Raw genomic sequence first — 23632 nt, forward strand, 5'->3', positions numbered from 1 at the left:
CACGACCGAGCGGCACCACCCCATGACTACACCCCCTCCAGAGGGAGCCACCCCCACCCGGCAACCACCACGGGCAACCACACCCCTACAACGAATAACCAACCTCGCGGCATCCCTCCTAGCCGCATCCATACTCGTGTTCACATTCATGAACATCCTGCCCGGGGACCCCGCCCGCATCGCCCTAGGACTTAACGCCTCCGACGAAGCCGTCGCCGCGCTACGCACCCAATACGGCCTCGACCGCCCCCTACTGACCCAATACTTCGACTGGATCCACAGCCTCATCACCCTCGACCTAGGAAACAGCTACGTCACCGGCGCAGCCATCACCCCCCAAATCCTGGACCGCGCCGCCGTCACCTGCTGGCTCGTCGCCGCAGGACTGGTCATCGCCCTACTCATCGCCATCCCCGCAGGCATCCACGCGGCCCTACGCCACCGCCATGCCGACGGCATCGCCATCTCAACCCTCAGCCAAATCGGCGTATCCCTACCCTCCTTCCTCGTCGCCATCATCCTCGTCACCCTTCTATCCGTCCACGCCGGACTCCTCCCCAGCTCCGGATGGGCCGTCCCAGCCCACAACCCCACCAGCTTCCTCGCCCACCTCACCCTGCCAGCCCTGTCCCTGGGCCTCGTCCAAGGCGCCATCCTCACCCGCTACATCCGCGCCGCCGTACTCGAAACCTGGCACCAAGACCACATCCGCACCGCCCGCTCAACAGGCATCAGCACCCCCCACCTCATCACCACCCACGTACTACGCAACACCGCCATCCCCGTCATCACCATCCTGGGCATCCAACTAGCCAGCATGCTCATCGGAGCCGTCATCATCGAACAAGTCTTCGCCATCCCCGGCCTCGGATCCCTCCTGCTCGACGCCGTCGGCAACCGCGACCTACTCGTCATCCAAGACGTCGTCATGCTCCTAGTCATCGCCATCCTCATCCTCAACACCCTCGTCGACCTGCTCTACACCCTCCTCAACCCCCGAATCCGGGTCCACGCATGAACAAACACCGCCGCCTACCCGCCCTCCTCATCACCGGCGCAGCCCTATCAAGCCTGGTCATCCTCGCCGCAGCCTGCTCCTTCATCTGGACCCCCTACGACCCCACCGCCATGCACCCAACCCAACGACTCCAAGGCATAACCGCACAACACTGGCTCGGAACAGACAAATTCGGCCGCGACGTATTCAGCCAAATCCTCGTCGGAGCACGCACCACCCTCACCGTAGGCATCACATCCGTGGCCATATCCGCACTCATCGGTGTCCCACTAGGCATCCTCGCAGCCATGGGCCCCCGCCCCATCAGCACCACCCTCCTACGCGCCGCCGACATCCTCCTGGCCTTCCCTGCACTCCTCCTAGCCATCATGCTCGGCGCCATCTTCGGCAGCAGCACCCTCACCGCCGTCACCGCCATCGGCATCGCCGGAATCCCCACCTTCCTACGCATCACCCGCGCCAACGCCCTACGCATCCTCACCAGCGACTACATCGCCGCCGCACAACTAGCCGGACGCAGCCCCTGGTCCATTGCCTACACCCACATCTGGCCCGGAATCCGCGGCACCATCATCATTCAATGCTCCGTCGCCTTCGCCATGGCCATCCTCGCCGAAGCAGCACTCAGCTTCCTCGGCCTAGGCACCCCACCACCCCAACCCTCCTGGGGCCGCATGCTCCAAGAAGGACAAGAATTCCTCTACTCCCACGCCGGACTCGCGCTCATCCCCGGAACAGCCATCGCCACCGCCGTACTCGGATTCAACCTCCTCGGAGACGGACTGCGCGACCTCACCGATCCCCGACTACGAGGACGACACCGATGACCACCACCGCACCACCACTCATCGACGTCCACAACCTCCACATCACCACCGGAGAAAAAATCCTCGTCAACAACATCAACCTCCACATCGCACCCGGAGAAAGAGTCGGACTCATCGGAGAATCCGGCTCCGGAAAATCACTCACCGCAGCCGCCATCGCCGGACTCCTACCCGAAAACCTCACCACCACCGGCACCATCAACCTCTACGGCAACAACCTCCTCAACACCCGACACCACACCCGCACCGCCGCCGCCAACATCGGTTTCATCTTCCAAGAACCGATGACCGCACTCGACCCCACCATGCGCGTCGGTAACCAAATCATCGAAGCCCTCCAAGCCCGCGCCGCACTCAACCGCACCCACGCACGCACCGCCGCCATCGAACTCCTCGAAGAAATGCGGCTCCCCAACCCCACCCACACCATGACCGCATACCCCCACCAACTTTCCGGGGGACAACGACAACGCGTCGTCGCAGCCATCGCCATGGCAGGAACCCCCGACCTCCTCATCTGCGACGAACCCACAACCGCACTCGACGTCACCGTCCAAGCATCCGTCCTCGAACGCATCGTCGCAGGCGCCACCCAACGCGGATCAGCAGTCCTATTCATCTCCCACGACATCGCCGTCGTCGGCACCGTCTGCGAACGCCTCCTCGTCATGAAAAACGGCACCCTCGTTGACCACGCCCCCACACACACCGCACTATCAACACCCCAACACGAATACACCCGCCTACTCGTCAGCGCCGCCGACCGCGCCACCACCCCCCGCACCAGCAGCCACCAGCCACCCCCCACCCGCCACGGCGCCCACGTAGAAGTCGACAACCTCACCCACACATTCGCCCCCCAACGCCGCTTTGGACGGCCCACCCGAGAAGCAGTCACCGCCCTACATGACGTCTCATTCACCCTCAACCCCGGAGAACGCCTCGGAATCGTCGGCGAATCCGGCTCCGGAAAAACCACCCTGCTGCGCTGCCTCGCTGGCCTACAAAACCCCACCAGCGGCACCATCCGCATCGACGGAGAACACATCACCGCACGCCCCGAACGAGAACTCGGATTCCTCCGAGACCGACTCCAAATGGTGTTCCAAGACCCCGCAGGATCCCTCGACCCCCATATGCGCGTCTGGCAAAGCATCGCCGAACCACTACGCGCCCGAAAACGCACCCTCCACCGCGAACGCGTATGGGAACTTCTCGAAGCCGTCGGCCTCGAACCCGACGCCGCCACCCGCTACCCCCACGAATTCTCCGGCGGCCAACGCCAACGCATCGCCATCGCCCGCGCCCTGGCACCCAACCCAACCCTCCTGCTCGCAGACGAAGCCGTCAGCGCCCTGGACGTCACCGTCCGCGGCCACATCCTCGACCTACTCACCTCCCTCGCAGACAGCATCGGATTCACCCTCCTATTCATCAGCCACGACCTATTCGTCGTCCAAGACCTCTGCGAACGCACCATCGTCATGCAGTCAGGACACATCGTCGAAGACAGACCAAGCACAGACCTCTACCACGCCCCACAACACCCCTACACCCAACGCCTCATCGCCTCAGCCCCCACCATCACCGGCGCCCTCGCAGGCAAACAGGCCGCCGACCTCGCGACGGAGCCAACATGAGCGAACGCTTCTACACCACCATCAGCCACCCAACCAGCGCAGAAATCGACGTAAAAAACTCCCGATTCCTCGCCCACATCGAACCAGTCACCGACGAAACAACAGCCCGCGCAGTCATCGACACCGCACGGCGCGAACACTGGGACGCTCGCCACCACTGCAGCGCCTTCATCCTCGGCCACAACCAAGAAACCCGCCGCAGCAGCGACGACGGAGAACCATCAGGCACAGCCGGAATGCCCATCCTCGAAACCATCGCAGGACACGGACTGAGCAACGTCGTCGTAGTCGTCACACGCTGGTTCGGAGGCACCCTGCTAGGAACAGGCGGACTAGTTCGCGCATACACAGACGCCACCATCGCCGCAATCGAAACCGCCGAAACCATCACCTACGCAGAAGGCAAACGCCTACGCATCACCACAAACATGAACTGCGCAGGAAAAACCGAAAACGCACTACGCGCCATGGGATGCGCATTCCACGATGTGGAGTACACAACCAACAACGTCACCATGCTCGTAGACATCAGAAGCGACCTCGAAAACGACGTCACCGAAATCGTCGCTTCCACCTCATCCGGACACGGCACCACCGAACTCCTCGGCCCCACCTGGTCACCAATCCAAAACCCTCACCAGTAGTCAACCAGCCTGTTCATCACTGCTGCGGATGGATTGTTTCTACGAACCTTTCTCAAAACCCGGTAAGTTGGTAATGCGGCCCGCCATACGAGTGCGTGCGCTGTCATGCTCCCCAGGCGTCGAGGCTCACCACACCGTGAGCCCAAGAGGAGGTTCCCTCAGTGGTCGTTCTGCTCACCATCCATGCAGTGGCCGCTGTCCTGTCCCCATTCATCATTGACCGCTTCCGCTCCAAAGGATTCTGGATCCTCGCAGCACCACCGGCAATGACATTCGCATGGGCACTTACACAGACACCGGCAGCCCTGGGTAGCCCTCTCATCGAAACCTACCCGTGGATCCCCACCCTCAACCTCACCCTCACTTTCAGACTCGACACACTCTCCTGGCTGCTATGCCTGGTCGTCGGTGGAATAGGAGCACTCGTACTTGCCTACTGCGCAGGCTACTTCTCCGACGACGAACCAGGACTCGGGCGCTTCGCTGGAACCCTGGTCGCCTTCGCTGGAGCCATGCTTGGCCTCGTCACCAGCGATGACGCCCTCCTGCTCTACCTCTTCTGGGAACTGACTACCGTCGGGTCCTACCTGCTCGTCGGGCACCGACCCGAAAGCAGATCCAGCCGCATCGCCGCCACCCAAGCACTCGTTGTCACCAGCTTCGGTGGCCTGGCCATGCTCATCGGCATCATCCTCCTCGGCGAACAAGCTGGAACATACCGCCTGTCCCAGCTACTTGGCACCACCCCCCTCGATAGCCCCATCACCAACACAGCCATCGTCCTCATCCTCATCGGGGCCCTGAGCAAATCCGCCCAGGTGCCCTTCCACTTCTGGCTACCCGGCGCCATGGCCGCCCCCACCCCAGTCAGCGCCTACCTGCACGCGGCAGCCATGGTTAAAGCTGGCATTTACCTCGTAGCCCGACTAGCGCCATCCTTCGCCGACGCCCCCACCTGGCGCCCTCTTGTCCTCACAGTCGGATGCGCAACGATGATCATCGGCGCCTACCGATCCCTACGCCAACACGACCTCAAACTCCTCCTCGCCTTCGGCACCGTCAGCCAGCTCGGATTCCTCATCATTCTCGTCGGCTCCGGATACCCAAACACTGCCCTAGCTGGTACCACCCTCCTGCTCGCCCACGCGCTCTACAAAGGCGCGCTCTTCCTCATCGTTGGAGCCATCGACCACTCCACCGGCACCCGCGACCTGCGCCGACTATCCGGTCTACGGCACTCCATGCCCGGACTTTTCATCGCCACAATCATTTCCGCCGCAAGCATGGCTGGCCTTCCACCCCTGCTCGGTTTCGTAGGAAAAGAAGCTGCCTATGACGCTTACCTGCACTCGCCGTTGCCCTACGGAAAGATTGTCCTAGGAGTTCTCGTCGCTGGCTCAGCCCTGACCCTGGCCTACAGCTGGCGATTCGTGTGGGGCGCCTTCCGTAACAACCCTGAACTCGAAAAAACCCCAGTTCATGCCCCTGGTCCCCTCCTGACCGGTATTCCACTCATCCTTTCCGCCGGGAGCATTGCACTCGGGATTTTCTGCACTTATCTTGAACCCATCTTGCGCCGCGCAAGTGACACCCCCTCGCACGCCGCAGACCTTCACCTTGCTCTCTGGCATGGCATCACCCCAGCCCTGCTTCTGACGCTGCTTACCTGGGCCGCAGGAAGCGTTCTCATCCTGCTCAGCAGACACGTTTACCGATTCCAAAACAACGTCCCACAGTTGTTGTCCGCACGAGATGCTTACTGGCTTTGCATGCGTGGTCTTGATCGTCTTTCGCTAGAAACGACCGGTCTGCTCCAACGTGGATCGCTGCCACTGTCGCTGTCCTTGATCTTGACTGTCTTCATCGTCGTTCCTGGCGGGACCTTGCTACTTACCTCGCAGGACTGGCAGCGCATCCACACAGATAACGCTGCAGCTTGGCCCCAAGCCGCTATCGCCCTGGTTCTGTGCACGGCCGCTATCGCATCTGTCCGCTCTCGCCGCCGCCTTCGAGCCATTTTCATGGCCGGTACCACCGGATACGGCTGCGCCATGATGTACCTCGTTTATGGCGCACCAGATCTGGCATTAACCCAAGCACTGGCCGAAACGTTCTCCATCGTCGTGTTCGTTCTCGTGCTGCGCCGCCTGCGAACCCGATTCGACATCACAGCATCAACATCCCTGCGTATTTGGCGAGTTGTTTTCGGAGCGATCGTCGGTGTCATCTTCACCGCACTTGCCCTACTTATGCCGGCCTTGCGCGTTCACCGACCGGCATCCGATGGAATGGCCGAACTGGCATATCCATTCGGAGGCGGAACAAACATCGTCAACATCATCCTGGTCGACATCCGTGCCTGGGACACGATGGGGGAGATCTCTGTCGCCTTGGCCGCAGCAACGGGCATCGCCAGCCTGATCTTCCTCCGCGAAGAAAACATGGAGCGTATTCGACCCCGAAAACTCAGCAAGACAGGAAAACGACTACGGCAAGCCCAGCAGGCAGTGCCTGCTTCACAGCCGGGAGTGCAACAGTCCTGGCTTGTTTCGACTGCCGGGTTTGTGACTGGAGAACGACGGTCGGTACTCATCGAGGTTGTTGCCCGGTTGGTGTTCCATTCAATTTTGCTGTGGTCGGTGTACCTGCTGTTCGCGGGGCACAACGCCCCAGGTGGCGGTTTTGCGGCAGGCATGGTTGCTGGTCTTGCCCTGACTGTGCGTTACCTAGCTGGCGGGCGTGACGAACTACGAGCTGCTGCGCCGATCTTGCCTGGTGCGCTGCTGGGAAGTGGTTTGTTTCTTTCCGCGGGTTTTGGTGTGGTGTCGATGCTCTTTGGCGGGCACGTTTTGCAGACGTGGACATTCGAACTTCATCTACCGCTGATTGGCGAGGTCCACTTTGTGACGTCGGTTTTGTTTGACGTGGGTGTTTATCTCGTGGTGATTGGGCTCGTGTTGGATATGCTCCGCAGCCTTGGGTCAGCCCTTGACCGACAGATGGAAGAAGACTCCTTGAATGGACGCATCACCACATGTGCTCCTGATTTTTCACCGATCAGTTCTTCGTTTGATCGAAGGCAGGGTGGAACAGATTCGATGGAAGGACTGTCGCGGTGATTTCTAACCTTCCATTGGCTGTTGCTGTCGGGGTGATGATGGCGTGCGGTGTTGTGTTGCTTCTGGAGCGAGGCATTGTGCGTTCGTTCATCGGTGTTGTGCTGATGGGCAATGCGGTGAATCTGTTGTTTCTTGCTGCTGGTGGCGCGGCGGGCAAGTCTGCGATTGTGATCACGCTGGCTTTGACTGGTTTTGTCATGGCGCTTGCTCATCGGGCGTGGCAGTTGTCTAGCAGCGACATCATTACCGATGACGATGAGGATGCGCGTATTGCTCGTCGTGCTGCTGAAAATGACATGTCTGACAGTGCTTACGCCGATGATTTGGACCAGCCAGATCCGGGAGATGACCCTGATCCAGGCGGTCACCACCCGGGGCGAGGTGGGGATGTGCAGTCTGTGCCGGTAAGCGGCCCTGAAAGTAAGCGTGAAGGAGGGCCGCAGTGAGTGCGATGGCGTTGGTGGATGTGATCGCTGGTGGAAATATGCCTTCTCCGGCTGGCGAGGTGGATCCGTGGACGTGGCTGGTTCCTTTGCCGGTGACTTTGCCGCTGATTGGTGCCGGGCTAACTCTGGTTGCGGTTCGTAAAGAGAAGGTCCAGCGGATCATCACGATCTGTGTGTTTCTGGGTGTGCTGATCGCGTCGTCTTTGTTGGTGTATCGAGCGGATGTGTATGGCCCTCAGGTGATGCAGGCTGCCGGGTGGGCAGCTCCTATGGGGGTGACGTTGATTGTTGACCGGTTGACGTCGCTGATGGTGTTGGTGTCCACGATCGTGACTTTCGCGGTCATGATGTATTCGATTGGGCAGGGACGTTCTAGCGCTGATGTGGGTGATGGTGAGGCTCCGCTGCCAATTTTTCACCCGACGTTGTTGGTGTTGGCTGCTGGGGTTGGAACCACGTTTATTTCTGGGGATTTGTTTCATATTTATGTTGGTTTCGAAATGTTGCTGGTCGCTAGTTTTGTGCTGCTTACATTGGGTGGTACGGAAGAGCGAGTGCGCGCTGGCGTCAACTATGTTTTTGTTAATTTGCTGAGTTCGTTGTTTTTCTTGGCTGCGATCGCTTTTGTGTATGCGGCCACCGGCACAGTGAATTTGGCGCAGTTGGCGGTGCGGATTCCTGAGTTGTCTTCGGGTGGGGCGCTGACGCTGTCGGCTTTGTTGTTGATTGGTTTTGGGATTAAGGCTGCGCTGTTCCCGATGATGGGCTGGCTTCCGGACTCGTATCCGACTGCCCCTGCTCCGGTGACTGCGGTTTTTGCTGGCCTGTTGACCAAGGTGGGCGTGTACGCGATGTTGCGTACCCAGACGCTGTTGTTCCCTGATGGTCGATTGAATGGCTTGCTCATGTGGGCTGCCTTGTTGACCATGCTTTTCGGGATTTTGGGTGCTATTGCGCAGGATGACATTAAGCGTTTGTTGTCTTTTACGCTGATTAGTCATATTGGTTATTTGGTGTTTGGGTTAGCGGTCGGTAATCAGATAGGCTTGTCGGCGGCTATTTTTTACACGTGTCATCACATTGTTGTGCAGACGAGTCTTTTCTTGGTGACGGGGTTGATCGAGCATCGAGCGGGGACGACGTCGTTGGCTGAGTTGGGTGGTTTAGCGCGTACGGCTCCGATGATTTCCGTGTTGTTTTTCATTCCTGCAGTGAACTTGGGTGGCATTCCTCCGTTCTCGGGATGGTTGGGGAAGATTGGGTTGCTGCATGCGGGCGCACAGGCCGGGGGTGTGGTCTCGTATGCGCTGATGGCCGGTGCAGTGGTAACGAGTTTGTTGACGCTGTATGCGGTGTCGCGAGTGTGGGCCAGGGCGTTCTGGCGGCGGCCGGTGACGGAGATTTCTGCTGATGTGGTGGTTCCTGCTGGGGAGCGTGAGTTCGCGGCGACGGAGTCCAGTCCAGCGATTGAGCCTGATCGGTTGCGTGAGCTGCAGGGGCAGGCTAATCAGCATGTTCCGCGTGGGTTATTTATCCCTGCTGCGTCGTTGGTGGCGGTTTCGTGTGCGTTCACGTTGGTTGCTGGCCCGTTGTATGGGGTGACAGATCGGGCGGCTTTGGATTTGTTGTCGCGGACGTCGTATGTGCGTGCGGTGTTCCCAGCTGGGTGTGGCGAGGGGAGTGTTTGCCGTGGTTGATTCAGGGGCTTTTAGGCGCCAGTTCCGGGCTGTGCGTAGGCGTGTGCAGCCGGTGCAGTTTGTGCTGTTGGTGTTGGTGTGGGTGTTGCTGTGGGGGAGGGCTACCTGGCTGAACGTTGTTGGCGGGATGCTGTTGGCTGCGGGAATTTTGATGCTATTCCCGTTGCCGCCGTTGATTTTGGGTGTGCGGGTGCGGCTGTGGGCGATGCTGGTGCTCTGGTTGCGTTTTGGTGTTGATCTGGTGGTGGCGAGTTTTCAGGTTGCTGCGAGGGCGTTGCAGGTGGGGTGGCAGCCGCAGGGGCGGTTGTTGTGGGTGCCGCTGCGTTCGGATAACGAGTTGATCGCTGTGGTGAATGCGGAGATGAACGCGTTGGTTCCGGGGTCAGTGGTGGTGGATTTGTCTCCGAGTGAGGGGTGGATGCTGTTGCATATTTTTGATGCGCCTGATGAGGAGTCGTTGCGGGTGGCGTTGCGGAAAGCGCAGTCGCAGGAGGAGCGGGTGATTCGGGCGTTGGCAGAGAATCCGGAGGCAGTGTTGCGTGGTCGGCGGCGTTCGCGGTCTGTGGCGTCTGGAGTTGAGGGGCAGGTGCAGCGGTGAGCGTTCAGCTGTGGATTGTTGGTGCGTGCGTAGTGATGTTGTTGGTTTCTGCGTTGTTGTCGGTTTTTCGGATGGTGGTGGGCCCAACGGCGGTTGACCGGGCGATTGCTAACGAGGTGTTGGTGTCGACGGTCGTGTGTGTTCTTGGTTTATATATTGCGGCGACGCGGGATGGTTCGACGGTGTCGATTCTTATTTCGTTGTCGTTGGTGGGGTTTGTGTCTTCGTTGGCGGTGGCGCGGTTTGCGGCGCATGCTGATGATGCGGTGCAGCCAAGGTCGTTGGCGCCGGTGGTGGATGGGCGGGTTTTGTTGGAGGGTGAGGGTGACGGTTCTGGTGAGGGGCAGTTTTCTACAGGTCAGGGGGATCGTCGGTGAGCGTTGTGGAGCAGGTTGCTGATTGGGTGGCGCTGGCGGCGTTGTTTGTGGGGTCGTTTTTGTGTTTGACGGCTGCTGTGGGGTTGGGGCGGTTTCGGGACTTTTTTAGTCGGGTGCATGCGGCTGCTAAGCCGCAGACTTTGGGGGTGTTGTTGGTGTTGTTGGCGGTGGGGTTGAGGTTGCCGTCGTGGATTGATTTGGGGATGTTGTTGTTGGTGGGTGTTTTTCAGATGATCACGGTGCCAACGTCGGGTCATATGACTGGGCGGGGGTATTACGCATTGGCGCGCTCGGATAAGGCTGATGAGGGTGAGGTTTCGGGGCAGGGTGGGTAGGGCAGGTACGCAAGTGCCTGGTAGCTGACTTGTTACATAGGTCAGTTACCAGGCACTTGTGTTTTGTCTGGGGCTGGGGGTTAGGAGATGTTGAGTTCTCCCATGGGGCCCCATTGGCCGTTTTCGACCTGTTTGCTGATGATTTGGGGGGTTTGGGTGAGGTATTGGGGGAATTCTTTTTTCATTGTTTCGAAGTGTTCGCTGGAAACGTGGGGTTCAGCTCCTTCGTCGGTGAATGCTTCGAGGAGGATGTAGGTGTTGGGGTCTTCGATGCTGCGTGACCATTCGAACCAGAGGTTGCCTTCTTCGGCTCTGGTTGCTTCGGTGAAGGGGCGGCTGATTTCTGGCCAGTTATCTGCGTGTTCGGGTTTGATGAAGAATTTGACGTTGATGAGGATCATGCGTTCACGCTAACGGAGGTTGGTGCTCTTCGCTGGGTGAGTTGTGCGGTGGGGTTGTCATTGTTGTGTGGGGGCGGGGTTTGGTTTTTTGGTTAGTGGTGGGGTGGGGCGTTCGGCCCAGCGGTCTGGTGTGTGTTCGCCGGTGGTGGTTATTTCGGTTCCGGCGGGTGCGGATGCGGGGGAGGGGGCTTCGACGGTGGTGCCGCGTAGGCGGGAGAGGGTGCGCATGAGGTGGTAGACGATGAGGGCGGCGCCGGTTCCTAGGGCGATGCCGTTGAAGGTGAGGCCGCCGAGGACCCAGGTGAAGTCAGCGATGCCGATGACCAGGGCTAGGGCTGCGGTGTTGAGGTTGACTGGGTCGGAGAAGTCGACGCGGTTTTGTACCCAGATGCGTACGCCGAGCATGCCGATCATGCCGTAGAGGACGGTGGCTGCGCCGCCGAGGACTCCGCTGGGGATGGTGTTAATGAGTTCGCCGAATTTGGGGATCATGCTTAGTGCTAGGGCGAAGAGTCCGGCGACGACGTAGGCGGCGGTGGAGTAGACGCGGGTGGCGGCCATGACGCCGATGTTTTCGGCGTAGGTGGTGGTTCCGGATCCGCCTCCGGAGCCTGCGAGCATGGTGGAGATGCCGTCGGCGAAGAGTGCGCGTCCGGTGATGTCGTCGAGGTCGCGTCCGGTCATGGCTGCGACGGATTTGACGTGTCCGATGTTTTCGGCGATGAGGACGACTACGACGGGTAGGAACATGGCAAGGACGGATGGTTCGAAGGTGGGGGTGTGGAAGGTGGGTAGGCCGAACCATGATGCTTTGTCGACTTCGGTGAAGGTGACTTCGCCGCGGGTGAGGGCGGTGGCGTAGCCGACGAGGACGCCGATGAGGATGGATAGGCGTCCGATGAGTCCTTTGAACAGGACGGTGGTGAGGATGATTGCCAGGATGGTGACGGTGGCAGTGATGGGTGCTTCTTTGACGTTGTTCCAGGCAGCGGGGGCAAGGTTGAAGCCGATGAGAGCGACGATGGCGCCGGTGACGGTGGGGGGCATGATTGTGTCGATCCAGCGTGCGCCGGCGACGTGGACGATTGCTCCGATGAGTGCCAGGAGTGCACCGACGGCGATGACGCCGCCGAGTGCGGATCCGGCGCCGTGGGAGGCGGTGGCGGCGGTGATGGGTGCGATGAGGGCGAAGCTGGAGCCGAGGTAGCTGGGGAGTCGTCCGCCGGTGATTGCTAGGAAGAGGAGGGTGCCGATGGCGGAGAAGAAGAGTGTGGTGGAGGGTGGGAATCCGGTGAGTCGGGGGACGAGGAATGTTGCGCCGAACATGGCGACGACGTGTTGGGCGCCGATGCTGATGGTGAATGGCCAGGAGAGGCGTTCTTCGGGGGCGACGACTGCCCCGGGTGTGATGGTTCGGCCATCTGAGTGAAGTTTCCACCCGAGTGAGGGCATGGTGTTCTCCTTGTAGCCGCGCCGCTGGTGGGCGTGGTGGCGGTGGGGTGAGGGGTTGGGCGCCCCGGTTGATGTGGGGCGGTTGGTGCCGTCCGTGGCTGGGTTGCGCAACAGCGTAGCTGTAGGGGTGTTGGGCGTGGGTTGGGCTGTCCCGGTGGCTGGGGTGAGGGAGGCTGCTGGGTGGTGCGCCTTTATATTGGTGCGCGTGCCTGATGCGTTTGATTCCTCCCGTGGTCGTTCTGAGTCTGGTGTTGGTGGCGTGAGTGGGGGACGTTCTGGGGGTGGTCGTTCTTCTGGTCGGGGTCGCGGTCGGGGTGGCCGTGTGGTGCGGCGTCCGTTGACGCAGGAGGAGCGGGCGGCGCGGGATGCGGCGCGGGCTAAGCGTCGTCAGGCGCGGTTGGCTGCGGTTCCGCAGGTGTCGTATCCGGAGCATTTGCCGGTGGCGGGGGTGCGGGATGAGATCCTTGCGGCGATTCGTGAGAACCAGGTGGTGGTGATTGCTGGTGAGACGGGGTCGGGGAAGACCACGCAGATTCCGAAGATGTGTTTGGAGTTGGGGCGGGGTATTGATGGGCAGATTGGGCATACGCAGCCGCGGCGTATTGCTGCGCGTTCGGTGGCGGAGCGGTTGGCTGAGGAGTTGGGGGTTGAGATTGGGGGTGCGGTTGGGTATCAAGTGCGTTTTAACGATGCGTCGAGTCGGGACACCTTGGTGAAGGTGATGACGGATGGGATTTTGCTGGCGGAGTTGCAGCGGGATCGTTATTTGCGTCGTTATGACACGATCATTATTGATGAGGCTCATGAGCGGAGTCTCAATATTGATTTTATTTTGGGGTATTTGCGTCAGTTATTGCCGAAGCGTCCTGATTTGAAGGTGATTGTTACTTCGGCGACGATTGATCCGGAAAAGTTTGCGAATCATTTCGCTGGTCCGGATGGTCGTCCTGCGCCGATTTTGGAGGTGTCGGGGCGTACATATCCGGTGGAGATTCGTTATCGGCCGCTTGTGCGTGAGCAGGTTTCGCGTTCTGGTGAGCGGGTTGAGGTGGAGGTGGATCAGGTTTATGGGATTACTGAGGCGGTGGAGGAGTTATGGACTGAGAGCCGTGGGGATGGCGGTGATCAGGATGTTTTGGTGTTTTGTTCGGGGGAGCGGGAGATCCGTGATGCTGTTGATGCGTTGGAGGCGATGAAGTTTCCAGATACGCAGGTGTTGCCGTTGTATGGGCGTTTATCTGCGGCGGAGCAGCATCGGATTTTTGCGGGGCATTCGGGGCGGCGCATTGTTGTGTCGACGAATGTGGCGGAGACGTCGTTGACGGTTCCGGGTATTCGGTATGTGGTGGATACGGGTACGGCGCGTATTAGTCGTTTTAATCAGCGGACGAAGGTTCAGCGTTTGCCGATTGAGGCGATTAGTCAGGCAAGTGCTAATCAGCGTTCGGGTCGTTCGGGGCGTTTGTCTGATGGTGTGGCGATTCGTTTGTATAGCGAGGAAGATTTCGCTGGCCGGCCGGAGTTTACGGATCCGGAAATCATGCGGACCAATTTGGCGAGTGTGATTTTGCAGATGATCTCGTTGGGGTTGGGTGATATTTCAGGGTTCCCGTTTGTTGATCCGCCGGATCGTCGCCAGATTTCTGATGGTGTGCGGTTGTTGCAGGAGTTGGGGGCGATTGAGGCGGGGGAGAAGGGTCCTCATCGTTTGACGCGGTTGGGGCGGGATATTGCTCGTATTCCGGTTGATCCGCGGTTGGCGCGGATGTTGATTGCGGCGGATCGTAACGGGACGTTGCGTGAAGTGATTGTGATTGTTGCGGGGTTAAGTATTCAGGATGTGCGGGAGCGTCCTTCGGAGGGGGGTGATTCTGCTCGTGCTGATCAGGCGCATGCGCGTTTTAAGGTCGAGGGTTCGGACTTTATGACGTTGTTGGCTGTGTGGGATTACTTGTCTGAGCAGCAGCGTGTTTTGTCTGGTTCGGCGTTCCGTCGGTTGTGTCGGGATGAGTATTTGCATTTCTTGCGGTTTAGGGAATGGCAGGACTTGGTGTCGCAGTTGCGGGACACGGTCAAGGAGCTTGGTTTGCGGGTGGGCACGGGGACTTCTCCGGCTTCGGCGGTGCATCAGGCGTTGTTGACGGGGTTGTTGTCGCAGGTGGGGGCGTGGGATCAAGAGAAGCGGGAGTACGTGGGTGCCCGGGGTGCGCGTTTTGCCATTGGGCATGGTTCGGTACTGCGGCGGGTAAACCCGGAGTGGGTGATGAGTGCCGAGCTGGTGGAGACGACGCGGTTGTGGGCGCGGACGAATGCGGTGACGTCGGCGGTGGATGTTGAGGAGGCGGCGGCGCATGTGGTGAAGCGGTCGCATTCGGAGCCGAGGTGGAGTCGTGGGCGTGCTGCGGCTATCGCTGATGAGCGGGTGACATTGTTTGGTGTGCCGTTGGTGATTGGTCGGCGGGTGGCGTTGGCGCCGATTGATCCGCAATTGGCGCGTGATTTGTTTATTCGGCATGCCTTGGTGGAGGGCGATTGGGATACGCCGCATCGGTTTTTCCATGACAACCGTAAGTTGTTGGATCGGTTGGCAGAGTTGGAGTCGCGGGCTCGTCGTCGTGATTTGCTTGTTGATGATTCGGATTTGGTTGCGTTTTATGACGAGCGCATTCCGGCGTCGGTGACTAGTGGTGCTGCGTTTGATGCGTGGTGGAAGGATGCGCGTCGCGCGGATCCGGATTTGTTGACGTTTACGCAGGATGTGTTGGTTGCGGATACGGCTAATGCTGGCGATGGCCCGTTGGATGAGGCATTGCGGGCGAAGTATCCGCATGTGTGGCAGCAGGGGGAGCTGTCTTTCCGGTTGACGTATGAGTTTGATCCAGGTGGCGCTGCTGATGGCGTGACGTGCCATATTCCGCTGGCGGTGTTGAACCAGGTGGAGAATGTGGGGTTTGACTGGCTGGTTCCGGGTTTGCGTGAGGATCTGGCGATTGCGTTGGTGAAGTCGTTACCTAAGGCGACGCGTAAGCAGTTTGTTCCTGCTCCGGATCGGGCGCGGGCGGCGTTGGCAGCGATCAGTGTTGAGGGTGAGCCGGAGCCGGGTTCGGGTCCTGAGTCGGGGTTGTCTTTTGCGGATGAGTTGGCGCGGGGTCTGTATATCGTCACGGGTAAGCGGGTGCCGGAGGGGGAGTGGGGTATTGCTTCTTTACCTGCGCATTTGCGAATGAGTTTCACTGTGGAGGATGACCGGCGGCGCGCCATTGCTGAGGGTAAGGATTTGGAGGCGTTGCAGGAGGAGCTGGCGCCGAAGGTACGTGGAACGATGAAGAAGGCCGCTGCTGATTTGGAGCGCAAAGCGGTGACGTCGTGGGATTTCGGTGAGCTTCCTAGTGAGTTTGAGGGTAAGCGCGGAAAGAACACGGTGAAGGGGTTCCCGGCGCTGGTCGATCATGGTGATTCGGTGGCGATTGAGGTGTTGGGGACGCGTCGGCAGCAGGAGACGGCTACGCATGATGGTTTGCGGCGGCTGGTTTTGTTGAATTCGACGGCGCCGTGGCAGCGCATTTTGACGTTGTTGAGTAATTCTCAGCGGTTGGCGTTGGGTAATAACCCGCATGGTGGCATTGATGCGTTGCTGGAGGATGTGTTGGCGGCAGCGGTGGATGCGATTATCGCTGAGCAGGAGTCGGGGATGTCGGCGCGGATCCGTACTGCTGAGGCGTTTGATCAGGTGTTGGCTGCGGTTAAGCGGGAGGTTGTGCCGCATGTGATGGACATTGTTGACATGGTGGTTCCGGTGTTGGAGCGGTCGTTGAAGGTGCGGTTGGCGCTGGATGCGATGCATGCGGATCGGGTTAAGCAGATGCGTGCTGATATGGAGCAGCAGCTTGCTGGGTTGGTGTATCCGGGGTTTGTTGCTGCGACGGGTATGAAGCAGTTGGCGCATGTGGCGCGGTATTTGCAGGCCATGTTGGTTCGGATCGAGAAGGGTCCGTTGGATCTGCGTAAGGATGCAGCCTCGGCTGAGGTTGTGGCGCGGGTGGAGCAGGAACGGTTGGCGGTTGTGGCGAAGTTGCCTGTGACTGAGCATGGTGCGGCTGATGTTGTGCAGTTGCGTTGGCTCGTGGAGGAGTTGCGGGTGAGTTTGTTCGCGCAGCGGTTGGGGACGGCTGTTCCTGTGTCTGAGAAGCGGATTTATGCGGCGATGGATCGGGTGGAGGATGCTCGTGATTAGAGGGGTGTTGGGGTAGTCGGTTGTGGTGCCGATGGGGTGTGTAGGAAGCCGTCGTTGGCGCGGTCTGCTGTGTTTTTTCGGTTTTTTGGGCGTTGTGCTCAAGTGGCGGAATTATTGCGGCCGGTGTTGCGTTGGCATTCCTGCGTTGACTGAGTTGCTTTCGCATGGTGGGCCACGGCCTGCGGTTTTGCGTGTGTGACGAGGGAGATGTGTGCAAGAAGTTATAATGGTGCAAGTCATTTTTGCCTGCGATTCGGCACTTAAACACCCCGGCTCCGTAATGTCCCGCGAGATGAGCGGTGAGACACGAGCCGCGCTAGCCGTCCGAGCAGGAATGCGACTGACCTACCAACCTACGTGAAAGGTGTCGGTGCAGCACGTGGCGAACGCCTCCGCAGAAGCCCCAACCGGTAAGAATGGAACCAAGCCTCTTCCGGCCGAGTTCTCGCACCCGGCCATCGCCGAGCTGCTGGCGGCTGGTGCCGCCACAGGAACCGTCGACAGTGTTTCCGTTCAGCGCGCGCTGGTCGCGGCTGAATTGACTTTGGCGCGTCAGAAGGCGGTGTTGCGTGCTCTTGAGATGAGTGGCATCACGGTCACTCTTGATGCGAATCACGCAGCGCAGGCTGTTGCTGAAGGCCTTGGTGACAAGCCGCGTAAGCGTACGCCGCGGCGTAAGTCGACTAAGGCCGCTGGTACTACGACGCGGCGTACTAGCCGGGCCACGACGAAGAAGGTCGCGCCTGCGGCTGACGCGGCGGAGGGATCGGAAGAGGCTGCGGACAAGCCAGCGCCGCGTAAGCGCGCGACGCGTTCGACGGCGAAGTCGGCGGCTGCGAAAACTACGCGTACCCGTAAGGCCGCGAAGGAAGATCCGGAGCTCGAGGACGATCTCGATGTCGTGTCTGAGGAATTCGATGAGCCTATTGTCGATGACCTTGTTGACACCGACCACGATCTCGTTGATGACGAGCCTGAAGATGATGACGGTGAAGAGGTCACTCCTCGGGGCAGGCGTTCACGCAAGTCTAAGAAGGACGACAAGAACGATGGCTCTGAAGAGTCGGGCTTTGTTCTGCGTGACGATGATGAGGAAGATGCCCCGGCGCAGCAGGTTGTCACTGCTGGTGCTACGGCCGACCCGGTCAAGGACTACTTGAAGCAGATCGGTAAGGTCGCCCTCCTTAACGCTGAGCAAGAGGTTGATCTTGCTAAGCGTATTGAGGCGGGTTTGTTCGCTGAGAAAATTCTTGAGCGTGAAGAGTTCGATCCGATGCTGACCCGCGATTTGCGTTGGGTGATCATGGATGGCCGTAACGCCAAGAACCACTTGCTGGAGGCCAACCTTCGTCTGGTGGTTTCGCTGGCTAAGCGGTACACGGGGCGTGGAATGTTGTTCCTGGACTTGATCCAGGAAGGCAACCTCGGTCTGATTCGTGCGGTTGAGAAGTTCGACTACACGAAGGGCTTCAAGTTCTCGACGTATGCGACGTGGTGGATTCGCCAGGCCATCACTCGTGCTATGGCTGACCAGGCTCGCACCATTCGTATTCCGGTGCACATGGTTGAGGTCATCAACAAGTTGGCTCGGGTGCAGCGCCAGATGCTGCAGGATTTGGGTCGCGAACCCACGCCGGAGGAGCTGGCCAAGGAGCTCGACATGACGCCTGAGCGCGTTGTCGAGGTGCAGAAGTATGGGCGTGAGCCAATTTCTCTGCACACTCCGCTGGGTGAGGATGGCGACAGCGAGTTCGGTGACCTCATTGAGGACTCTGAGGCTGTGGTTCCTGCTGACGCGGTGAGCTTCACGTTGTTGCAGGAGCAGTTGCACTCGGTGCTAGACACGCTTTCTGAGCGTGAGGCGGGCGTGGTGTCGATGCGTTTCGGTTTGACTGATGGTCAGCCGAAGACTCTCGATGAGATCGGCAAGGTGTATGGCGTGACGCGTGAGCGTATCCGTCAGATCGAGTCGAAGACGATGAGTAAGCTGCGTCACCCGTCGCGTTCTCAGGTGTTGCGCGACTACTTGGACTGATCGCGGTATAGCGGCGGGGGCGGTACACATATGTGTACCGCCCCCGCCGCTATATGCGTGGGTGGTGTTAGTGGCGGTATTTCGCTGAGGCCGCAACGACAGATTCGAAGATGTCGCGGTCCAGGGCGGCGCCTTCGCGGCGGATGCTGTCGGCTGGTAGGGCCAAAAGTCGATTGAGGCGTACTTCGCTGGGGCGTCCTTGGCGGTCCCAGGCACCGGTGCCGATATCCATCCAAAATCGTCCGGCGCGTGCTTCTTGTGCGGCGTCTCGGTCGTGGTCTTTGCTGGTGAGTTGGAGGGCGTGGACGGTGTTGCCTTCGATGCTCAGAACCAGGACGGGTCGGTCTTTGCCTTGGGATGGGTCTTCTTCAAAGGGCACCCAAGCCCAAACGACTTCGCCGGGGTCTGGGCGACCATTGCGGTTGGGGGAGTAAGTGATGTTCTCTGGTGCGCCGCTGTTGGTGGTGGGTGTGCGGCGGCTGGCTGGGGGGCGTGGAGTTGGGGGCGCTTCCGATGGTGCCGGGGCGGTGGTGGCGTGTTGTGTTTTCTTCTCTGGCGGGGTGTTTTCGGTGCGTCGCTGGAGTTCTTCTCCAGCGAATCGCAGGAGGAAACGGAGCAGTTCACGTCCAAGACGTTGGAAGTTGAATGACACGCCGGAAGCGTAGCCGGTGGCGGTGGCGTGGAGCATGCCCCAAGGTGCTGTTGAAGTCGTGGGAGAATGGGAGGTGATTGTGCCGTTGGTGCTGTACAGGCAGCTGATGTTTGATCGCTCCTGTAGATCGGGCTCCTGGCACCTGATCCCCGTCCGCTCTACCACTATCGAGGTCACCTAGTGTCACCGAAGGCTGCTTCGGCGCTGCCTCCCGCAGCGACCCCTGCCGAGCTGATTCGTAACTTCTGCATCATTGCCCACATTGACCACGGCAAGTCCACGCTTGCGGACCGGATGCTGCAGTCAACGGGCATTGTGCCTGAGCGGGAGATGCGTGCGCAGTATTTGGACCGGATGGACATTGAGCGTGAGCGTGGCATCACGATCAAGTCGCAGGCGGTGCGGATGCCGTGGTCTGTGGCTGATGAGGAGGGGCAGAACACTTACTGCCTCAACATGATTGACACTCCTGGGCACGTGGACTTCACCTATGAGGTGTCGCGTTCTCTTGCTGCCTGTGAGGGAGCGGTGCTGCTGGTTGATGCCGCCCAGGGCATTGAGGCCCAGACGCTGGCGAACCTTTACCTGGCGATGGAAAACGATCTGACCATCATCCCGGTGCTAAACAAAATTGATCTTCCTGCCGCGCAGCCGGAGAAGTACGCCGAGGAGTTGGCGGGCTTGATTGGTTGTGAGCCCGAGGATGTGCTGAAAGTGTCGGGAAAGACCGGCGAGGGAGTTGAGGAGCTTCTCGACCAGATCGTCCGGCAGATTCCCCCGCCGGTGGGTGTAGCCGATGCGCCGACGCGGGCGATGATTTTCGACTCTGTCTATGACACATACCGTGGCGTAGTCACGTATGTGCGAGTGGTGGATGGGATGCTCAAGCCGCGAGAGCGGATTTCAATGATGTCTACCGGTGCCACCCATGAGCTGCTGGAGATCGGGGTGATCTCGCCAGAGCCGCTGCCGAGCAATGGTCTGGGCGTGGGAGAGACCGGCTACCTGATCACTGGCGTCAAAGATGTGCGCCAGTCTCGGGTGGGTGACACGGTGACGTTGTCCTCGGCCCCTGCCAAGGAGCCGGTGGGTGGCTACAAGGATCCTCGCCCGATGGTGTTCTCGGGTCTCTACCCGATTGATGGGTCGGATTATCCGGCATTGCGGGACGCGTTGGACAAACTCAAGCTCAACGATGCGGCGCTGGTGTATGAGCCGGAAACGTCGGTGGCGTTGGGGTTTGGTTTCCGTGTTGGGTTCTTGGGGATGCTGCACTTGGAGATCGTGCGCGAACGCCTCGAGCGCGAGTTCAACCTCGATCTCATCTCGACTCTGCCTAACGTGGAGTACGAGGTCGTGATGGAAGACAAATCCGTTGTGCGGGTGACGAATCCGAGTGAATTCCCGGCTGGAAAAGTCAAAGAGGTGCGGGAACCGGTGGTGCGCTCGACCATCCTGGCGCCGAGCGAATTCATCGGGGCAATCATGGAGCTGTGCCAGTCTCGGCGCGGGTCGTTGCGGGGCATGGATTACTTGTCCCCGGAGCGGGTGGAGATGCGGTACACGCTGCCACTGGCTGAGATCGTGTTCGACTTCTTTGATGCGTTGAAATCCAAGACGCGTGGCTATGCATCGTTTGAGTACGAGCCTGATGGTGAGCAAACCGCTGACTTGGTTCGGGTCGATATCTTGTTGCAGGGCGAGGAAGTTGATGCATTCAGCTCGATCGTGCACAAGGACAAGGCCTACGCCTATGGTGTCGCGATGGCGGGCAAGCTGCGGGAGTTGATTCCTAGGCAGCAGTTTGAGGTGCCGATCCAGGCTGCGATTGGTTCGCGTGTGATTGCTCGAGAAAACATCCGCGCTATCCGCAAGGATGTGCTTTCCAAGTGTTACGGCGGTGACATCTCCCGTAAGCGCAAGCTGCTTGAGAAGCAGAAAGAGGGCAAGAAGCGCATGAAGATGGTGGGGCGCGTGGAGGTTCCGCAGGAAGCCTTCATCGCTGCGCTGTCCAGTGATGGTGGCGGCGAAGCCAAGGGCGGTAAGAAATGACGCTGAACTCCGATACCGCAGCTGAGGCAGCGGGCCAGGGCGCGCCTGAAGAACGGGTTCTCATTCCGCGTGAGGTGTTGTCATTCGCGCGTCGGGATGGGCGCTATTCCACGCGCAACGCTAAGGCCTGGACCCCGCAAATGCAGGGCTGGTTCGTCACTCCTGAGCGCGACCTGCGGTTGACCAGCATCGCCCCGCAATGGCGCTTTGATGCACAGGCGGTATTCGGTAGGTCAGCGCCACTGATTGCTGAGGTGGGCTCTGGTACTGGTGATGCGGTTCTGGCGCACGCTGAGGCTTTCCCTGACGCTGACCATGTGGCGTTGGAGGTGTATCGGCCCGGGTTGGCTCGCACCGTGGTGCAGGCTGAGGCGCGAGGGTTGAGCAACCTGCGGGTTTTGGAGGGTGACGGACGGGCTCTGATCGCCAATAACGTAGAGCCTGGAACCTTTTCGGAAATTCACGTGTGGTTCCCGGATCCGTGGCCGAAAACCAAACACCACAAGCGCCGTCTTGTAGACGTCGGGTTTTTTGAGGATGTAGCGCGCGTCCTGGCTGCTGGGGGAGTGGTCCGGCTGGCCACAGACTGGGCCCCCTATGCCGTGGTGATGAGTGAGGCAGCCGCGCAAGTACCTGCACTTTCTCCGATTCCGGGTGCGGTGACTGCCATGACTGACCCACAGGCACACGATGACCCGACTGCTGCGGTGTCTGCCAGGTCGCTGTATGGCCAAAGCGAGCGGTATGCAGTGCGGCCATTGACGCGATTTGAGAGCAAAGGTCGCGCCTTGGGCAGGCCCATCGCTGACCTTGCCTACATGGTCACACCGACGGCCTGACCGTGCCCTCTCTTCCTCTTGGAGATCCGGCTCCTGCCGATGGTGCACTCCCGCCCGCAGCGGTAGCGGCGCTACAGGGGCCTGAACCGTTTGGCTATTACCTGCATGTGCCGTTCTGCTACCGCAGATGCGGTTATTGCGACTTCAACACATACGTTCCATCTGCCGGTGTCGATGGCCAGGAGCAGATGCGCCGTTACGTTGCTGCCGCAGTTACCGAGATTGACTTGTCTGCGCGGGTTCTTGCTGGAACAGGCAAAGCTTTACGGCCAGTGGACACAGTCTTTTTCGGCGGAGGCACCCCCACGATGCTCGCTGCTGAGGACATCGTGACATTGCTCGATGCGATCCGTTCCCGATTCGGGCTGGTCGATGGCGCAGAGGTAACGGTCGAGGCCAACCCAGACACAACGAGCGCGGAATCGTTGGCGCGATTGGCTGATGCGGGGATAACCCGCATCAGTGTGGGGATGCAGTCGGCAGTTAGGCATGTTCTAGAAACGCTTGACCGCACCCACACTCCCGACAACGTTGAGGCAACTATCGCCGCAGCCAAGGATGCGGGTTTGGTGACCAGCCTTGACCTGATTTACGGCACGCCGGGGGAGAGCCTGGCGGACTGGCAGGTGTCCCTGGATGCGGCGATTGCCCTGGAACCAGATCACATCTCTGCCTATGGATTGGTGATCGAAGAGGGCACCGCGATGGGCGCGGCATTGCGCCGCGGTGCGGTCGCCCCCACCGATGATGACGATGAGGCAGCCAAATACGAGATGGCAGACCGGGCGCTCGCTGCTGCTGGGTACCGCTGGTATGAGGTGAGCAACTGGGCACGTAATGATGTGGGGCGCGGTCGCCACAATGAGGGCTACTGGCATGACGGGCACTGGTGGGGAGTGGGGCCAGGAGCGCACAGCCATATTGGTGGTGTGCGGTGGTGGAATGTGAAGTATCCGGCCGCGTATGCAGCTGCGTTAGAGGAAGGCCGTTCGCCGGCTGCGGCGCGTGAGGTGCTGGATGAAGAAGCCCGTGTTACTGAAAAAATCATGCTTGGTATCCGCCTGGCTGAAGGGCTGCCGCTGTCGGTGCTGGATTCAGGGTTTACTGCTGGTCCGCAGGTGGCTAGGCAGTTGTCTCAGGAGGGGCTGCTGCGTGAGGACGCATTAGCTGATGCTGACCCTAGGGTGGTGCTCACTGACCGGGGACGTTTGTTGGCTGACTTGGTTTTGCGGCGGATGCTTGGCTATTAGCGCAGGTGTTTAAAGA

The 23632-nt window shown here is 59.8% G+C and carries 19 protein-coding genes; 16 read left to right on the top strand and 3 right to left on the bottom strand.

The features are described from left to right. Positions 1-22 precede the first annotated feature (22 nt). The 10 genes from CKV89_RS07260 (at position 23) to mnhG (ending at position 10701) form a co-directional block, all read left to right on the top strand. On the top strand, positions 23-1018 hold the full coding sequence (locus tag CKV89_RS07260) for an ABC transporter permease (protein ID WP_084441307.1): 996 nt from the start codon (positions 23-25) through the stop codon (positions 1016-1018). Then, positions 1015-1845, top strand: coding sequence for an ABC transporter permease (locus tag CKV89_RS07265; RefSeq protein WP_028327706.1), 831 nt, complete (start codon positions 1015-1017; stop codon positions 1843-1845). Before CKV89_RS07260 ends, CKV89_RS07265 begins: the two co-directional genes overlap by 4 nt. Next, the gene (locus tag CKV89_RS07270; RefSeq protein ID WP_028327707.1) at positions 1842-3485 is read left to right on the top strand and encodes a dipeptide ABC transporter ATP-binding protein; all 1644 of its coding nucleotides are present in this window, start codon (positions 1842-1844) and stop codon (positions 3483-3485) included. Before CKV89_RS07265 ends, CKV89_RS07270 begins: the two co-directional genes overlap by 4 nt. Next, the gene (locus CKV89_RS07275) at positions 3482-4129 is read left to right on the top strand and encodes an IMPACT family protein (protein ID WP_028327708.1); all 648 of its coding nucleotides are present in this window, start codon (positions 3482-3484) and stop codon (positions 4127-4129) included. Before CKV89_RS07270 ends, CKV89_RS07275 begins: the two co-directional genes overlap by 4 nt. Positions 4130-4317: 188 nt before the next feature. Then, positions 4318-7248 (top strand): Na+/H+ antiporter subunit A, encoded by a 2931-nt coding sequence (locus tag CKV89_RS07280; protein WP_231935350.1) that lies wholly within the window; start codon positions 4318-4320, stop codon positions 7246-7248. Beyond that, positions 7245-7694, top strand: coding sequence for an NADH-quinone oxidoreductase subunit K (locus CKV89_RS07285; protein WP_034401472.1), 450 nt, complete (start codon positions 7245-7247; stop codon positions 7692-7694). Before CKV89_RS07280 ends, CKV89_RS07285 begins: the two co-directional genes overlap by 4 nt. Before the next feature lie 38 nt (positions 7695-7732). Next, on the top strand, positions 7733-9391 hold the full coding sequence (locus tag CKV89_RS07290; protein WP_034401517.1) for a Na+/H+ antiporter subunit D: 1659 nt from the start codon (positions 7733-7735) through the stop codon (positions 9389-9391). After that, positions 9384-9989 carry a Na+/H+ antiporter subunit E gene (locus CKV89_RS07295; RefSeq protein ID WP_051277690.1) on the top strand — a complete coding sequence of 202 codons (606 nt, stop codon included), beginning with the start codon at positions 9384-9386 and terminating at the stop codon, positions 9987-9989. The genes CKV89_RS07290 and CKV89_RS07295 overlap by 8 nt, the downstream gene beginning before the upstream one ends. After that, complete coding sequence (locus tag CKV89_RS07300; RefSeq protein WP_231935351.1) at positions 9986-10366, top strand: monovalent cation/H+ antiporter complex subunit F; 381 nt, start codon at positions 9986-9988, stop codon at positions 10364-10366. Before CKV89_RS07295 ends, CKV89_RS07300 begins: the two co-directional genes overlap by 4 nt. Continuing rightward, on the top strand, positions 10363-10701 hold the full coding sequence (gene mnhG, locus CKV89_RS07305; protein ID WP_028327710.1) for a monovalent cation/H(+) antiporter subunit G: 339 nt from the start codon (positions 10363-10365) through the stop codon (positions 10699-10701). Before CKV89_RS07300 ends, mnhG begins: the two co-directional genes overlap by 4 nt. 80 nt (positions 10702-10781) lie before the next feature. Here mnhG and CKV89_RS07310 read toward each other — a convergent pair whose 3' ends face one another. Both CKV89_RS07310 and CKV89_RS07315 read right to left on the bottom strand, forming a co-directional pair. Further along, the gene (locus tag CKV89_RS07310) at positions 10782-11102 is read right to left on the bottom strand and encodes a putative quinol monooxygenase (protein WP_028327711.1); all 321 of its coding nucleotides are present in this window, start codon (positions 11100-11102) and stop codon (positions 10782-10784) included. A 57-nt stretch (positions 11103-11159) separates the two neighbouring features. Continuing rightward, positions 11160-12554, bottom strand: a complete 1395-nt coding sequence (locus CKV89_RS07315; protein WP_084441350.1) for a uracil-xanthine permease family protein — start codon at positions 12552-12554, stop codon at positions 11160-11162. A 205-nt stretch (positions 12555-12759) separates the two neighbouring features. Here CKV89_RS07315 and hrpA point away from each other — a divergent pair, with 205 nt between their 5' ends. The 3 genes from hrpA to CKV89_RS07325 all read left to right on the top strand — a co-directional run bounded on the left by hrpA (position 12760) and on the right by CKV89_RS07325 (position 18823). Next, positions 12760-16788: an ATP-dependent RNA helicase HrpA gene (gene hrpA, locus CKV89_RS07320; protein WP_231935352.1), complete on the top strand. Its 4029-nt coding sequence runs from the start codon at positions 12760-12762 to the stop codon at positions 16786-16788. 226 nt (positions 16789-17014) lie between these two features. Continuing rightward, complete coding sequence (locus tag CKV89_RS12535; RefSeq protein WP_267879304.1) at positions 17015-17149, top strand: hypothetical protein; 135 nt, start codon at positions 17015-17017, stop codon at positions 17147-17149. 9 nt (positions 17150-17158) lie between these two features. Further along, a complete protein-coding gene (locus CKV89_RS07325; protein ID WP_028327712.1) occupies positions 17159-18823 on the top strand; it encodes an RNA polymerase sigma factor in 1665 nt (554 codons plus the stop codon). 67 nt (positions 18824-18890) lie between these two features. On the opposite strand, the gene CKV89_RS07330 is transcribed toward CKV89_RS07325, so the two are convergent. After that, positions 18891-19475, bottom strand: a complete 585-nt coding sequence (locus CKV89_RS07330) for a type II toxin-antitoxin system PemK/MazF family toxin (RefSeq protein WP_034401527.1) — start codon at positions 19473-19475, stop codon at positions 18891-18893. A 180-nt stretch (positions 19476-19655) separates the two neighbouring features. On the opposite strand from CKV89_RS07330, the gene lepA reads away from it, so the two are divergent. From lepA to hemW, 3 genes are read left to right on the top strand one after another with little or no spacing between them, the layout of a single operon-like run. Next, the gene (lepA, locus tag CKV89_RS07335; protein WP_028327713.1) at positions 19656-21527 is read left to right on the top strand and encodes a translation elongation factor 4; all 1872 of its coding nucleotides are present in this window, start codon (positions 19656-19658) and stop codon (positions 21525-21527) included. After that, positions 21524-22366: a tRNA (guanosine(46)-N7)-methyltransferase TrmB gene (gene trmB / locus CKV89_RS07340; RefSeq protein WP_051277691.1), complete on the top strand. Its 843-nt coding sequence runs from the start codon at positions 21524-21526 to the stop codon at positions 22364-22366. Before lepA ends, trmB begins: the two co-directional genes overlap by 4 nt. A gap of 2 nt (positions 22367-22368) precedes the next feature. Beyond that, complete coding sequence (hemW, locus tag CKV89_RS07345; protein ID WP_028327715.1) at positions 22369-23616, top strand: radical SAM family heme chaperone HemW; 1248 nt, start codon at positions 22369-22371, stop codon at positions 23614-23616. The last annotated feature ends 16 nt before the right edge of the window (positions 23617-23632 follow it).

The organism is Dermatophilus congolensis, assembly GCF_900187045.1.
Taxonomy (GTDB): domain Bacteria; phylum Actinomycetota; class Actinomycetes; order Actinomycetales; family Dermatophilaceae; genus Dermatophilus; species Dermatophilus congolensis.

Excerpts from the sequence above, each read along its gene's own strand:
- CKV89_RS07315 (WP_084441350.1), bottom strand. The coding sequence starts at position 12,554 with ATGCCCTCACTCGGGTGGAAACTTCACTCAGATGGCCGAACCATCACA.
- CKV89_RS07265 (WP_028327706.1), top strand. The coding sequence starts at position 1,015 with ATGAACAAACACCGCCGCCTACCCGCCCTCCTCATCACCGGCGCAGCC.
- CKV89_RS07290 (WP_034401517.1), top strand. The coding sequence starts at position 7,733 with ATGCCTTCTCCGGCTGGCGAGGTGGATCCGTGGACGTGGCTGGTTCCT.
- CKV89_RS07310 (WP_028327711.1), bottom strand. The coding sequence starts at position 11,102 with ATGATCCTCATCAACGTCAAATTCTTCATCAAACCCGAACACGCAGAT.
- trmB (WP_051277691.1), top strand. The coding sequence starts at position 21,524 with ATGACGCTGAACTCCGATACCGCAGCTGAGGCAGCGGGCCAGGGCGCG.
- CKV89_RS07275 (WP_028327708.1), top strand. The coding sequence starts at position 3,482 with ATGAGCGAACGCTTCTACACCACCATCAGCCACCCAACCAGCGCAGAA.
- CKV89_RS07260 (WP_084441307.1), top strand. The coding sequence starts at position 23 with ATGACTACACCCCCTCCAGAGGGAGCCACCCCCACCCGGCAACCACCA.
- CKV89_RS07270 (WP_028327707.1), top strand. The coding sequence starts at position 1,842 with ATGACCACCACCGCACCACCACTCATCGACGTCCACAACCTCCACATC.
- CKV89_RS12535 (WP_267879304.1), top strand. The coding sequence starts at position 17,015 with ATGGTGCAAGTCATTTTTGCCTGCGATTCGGCACTTAAACACCCCGGC.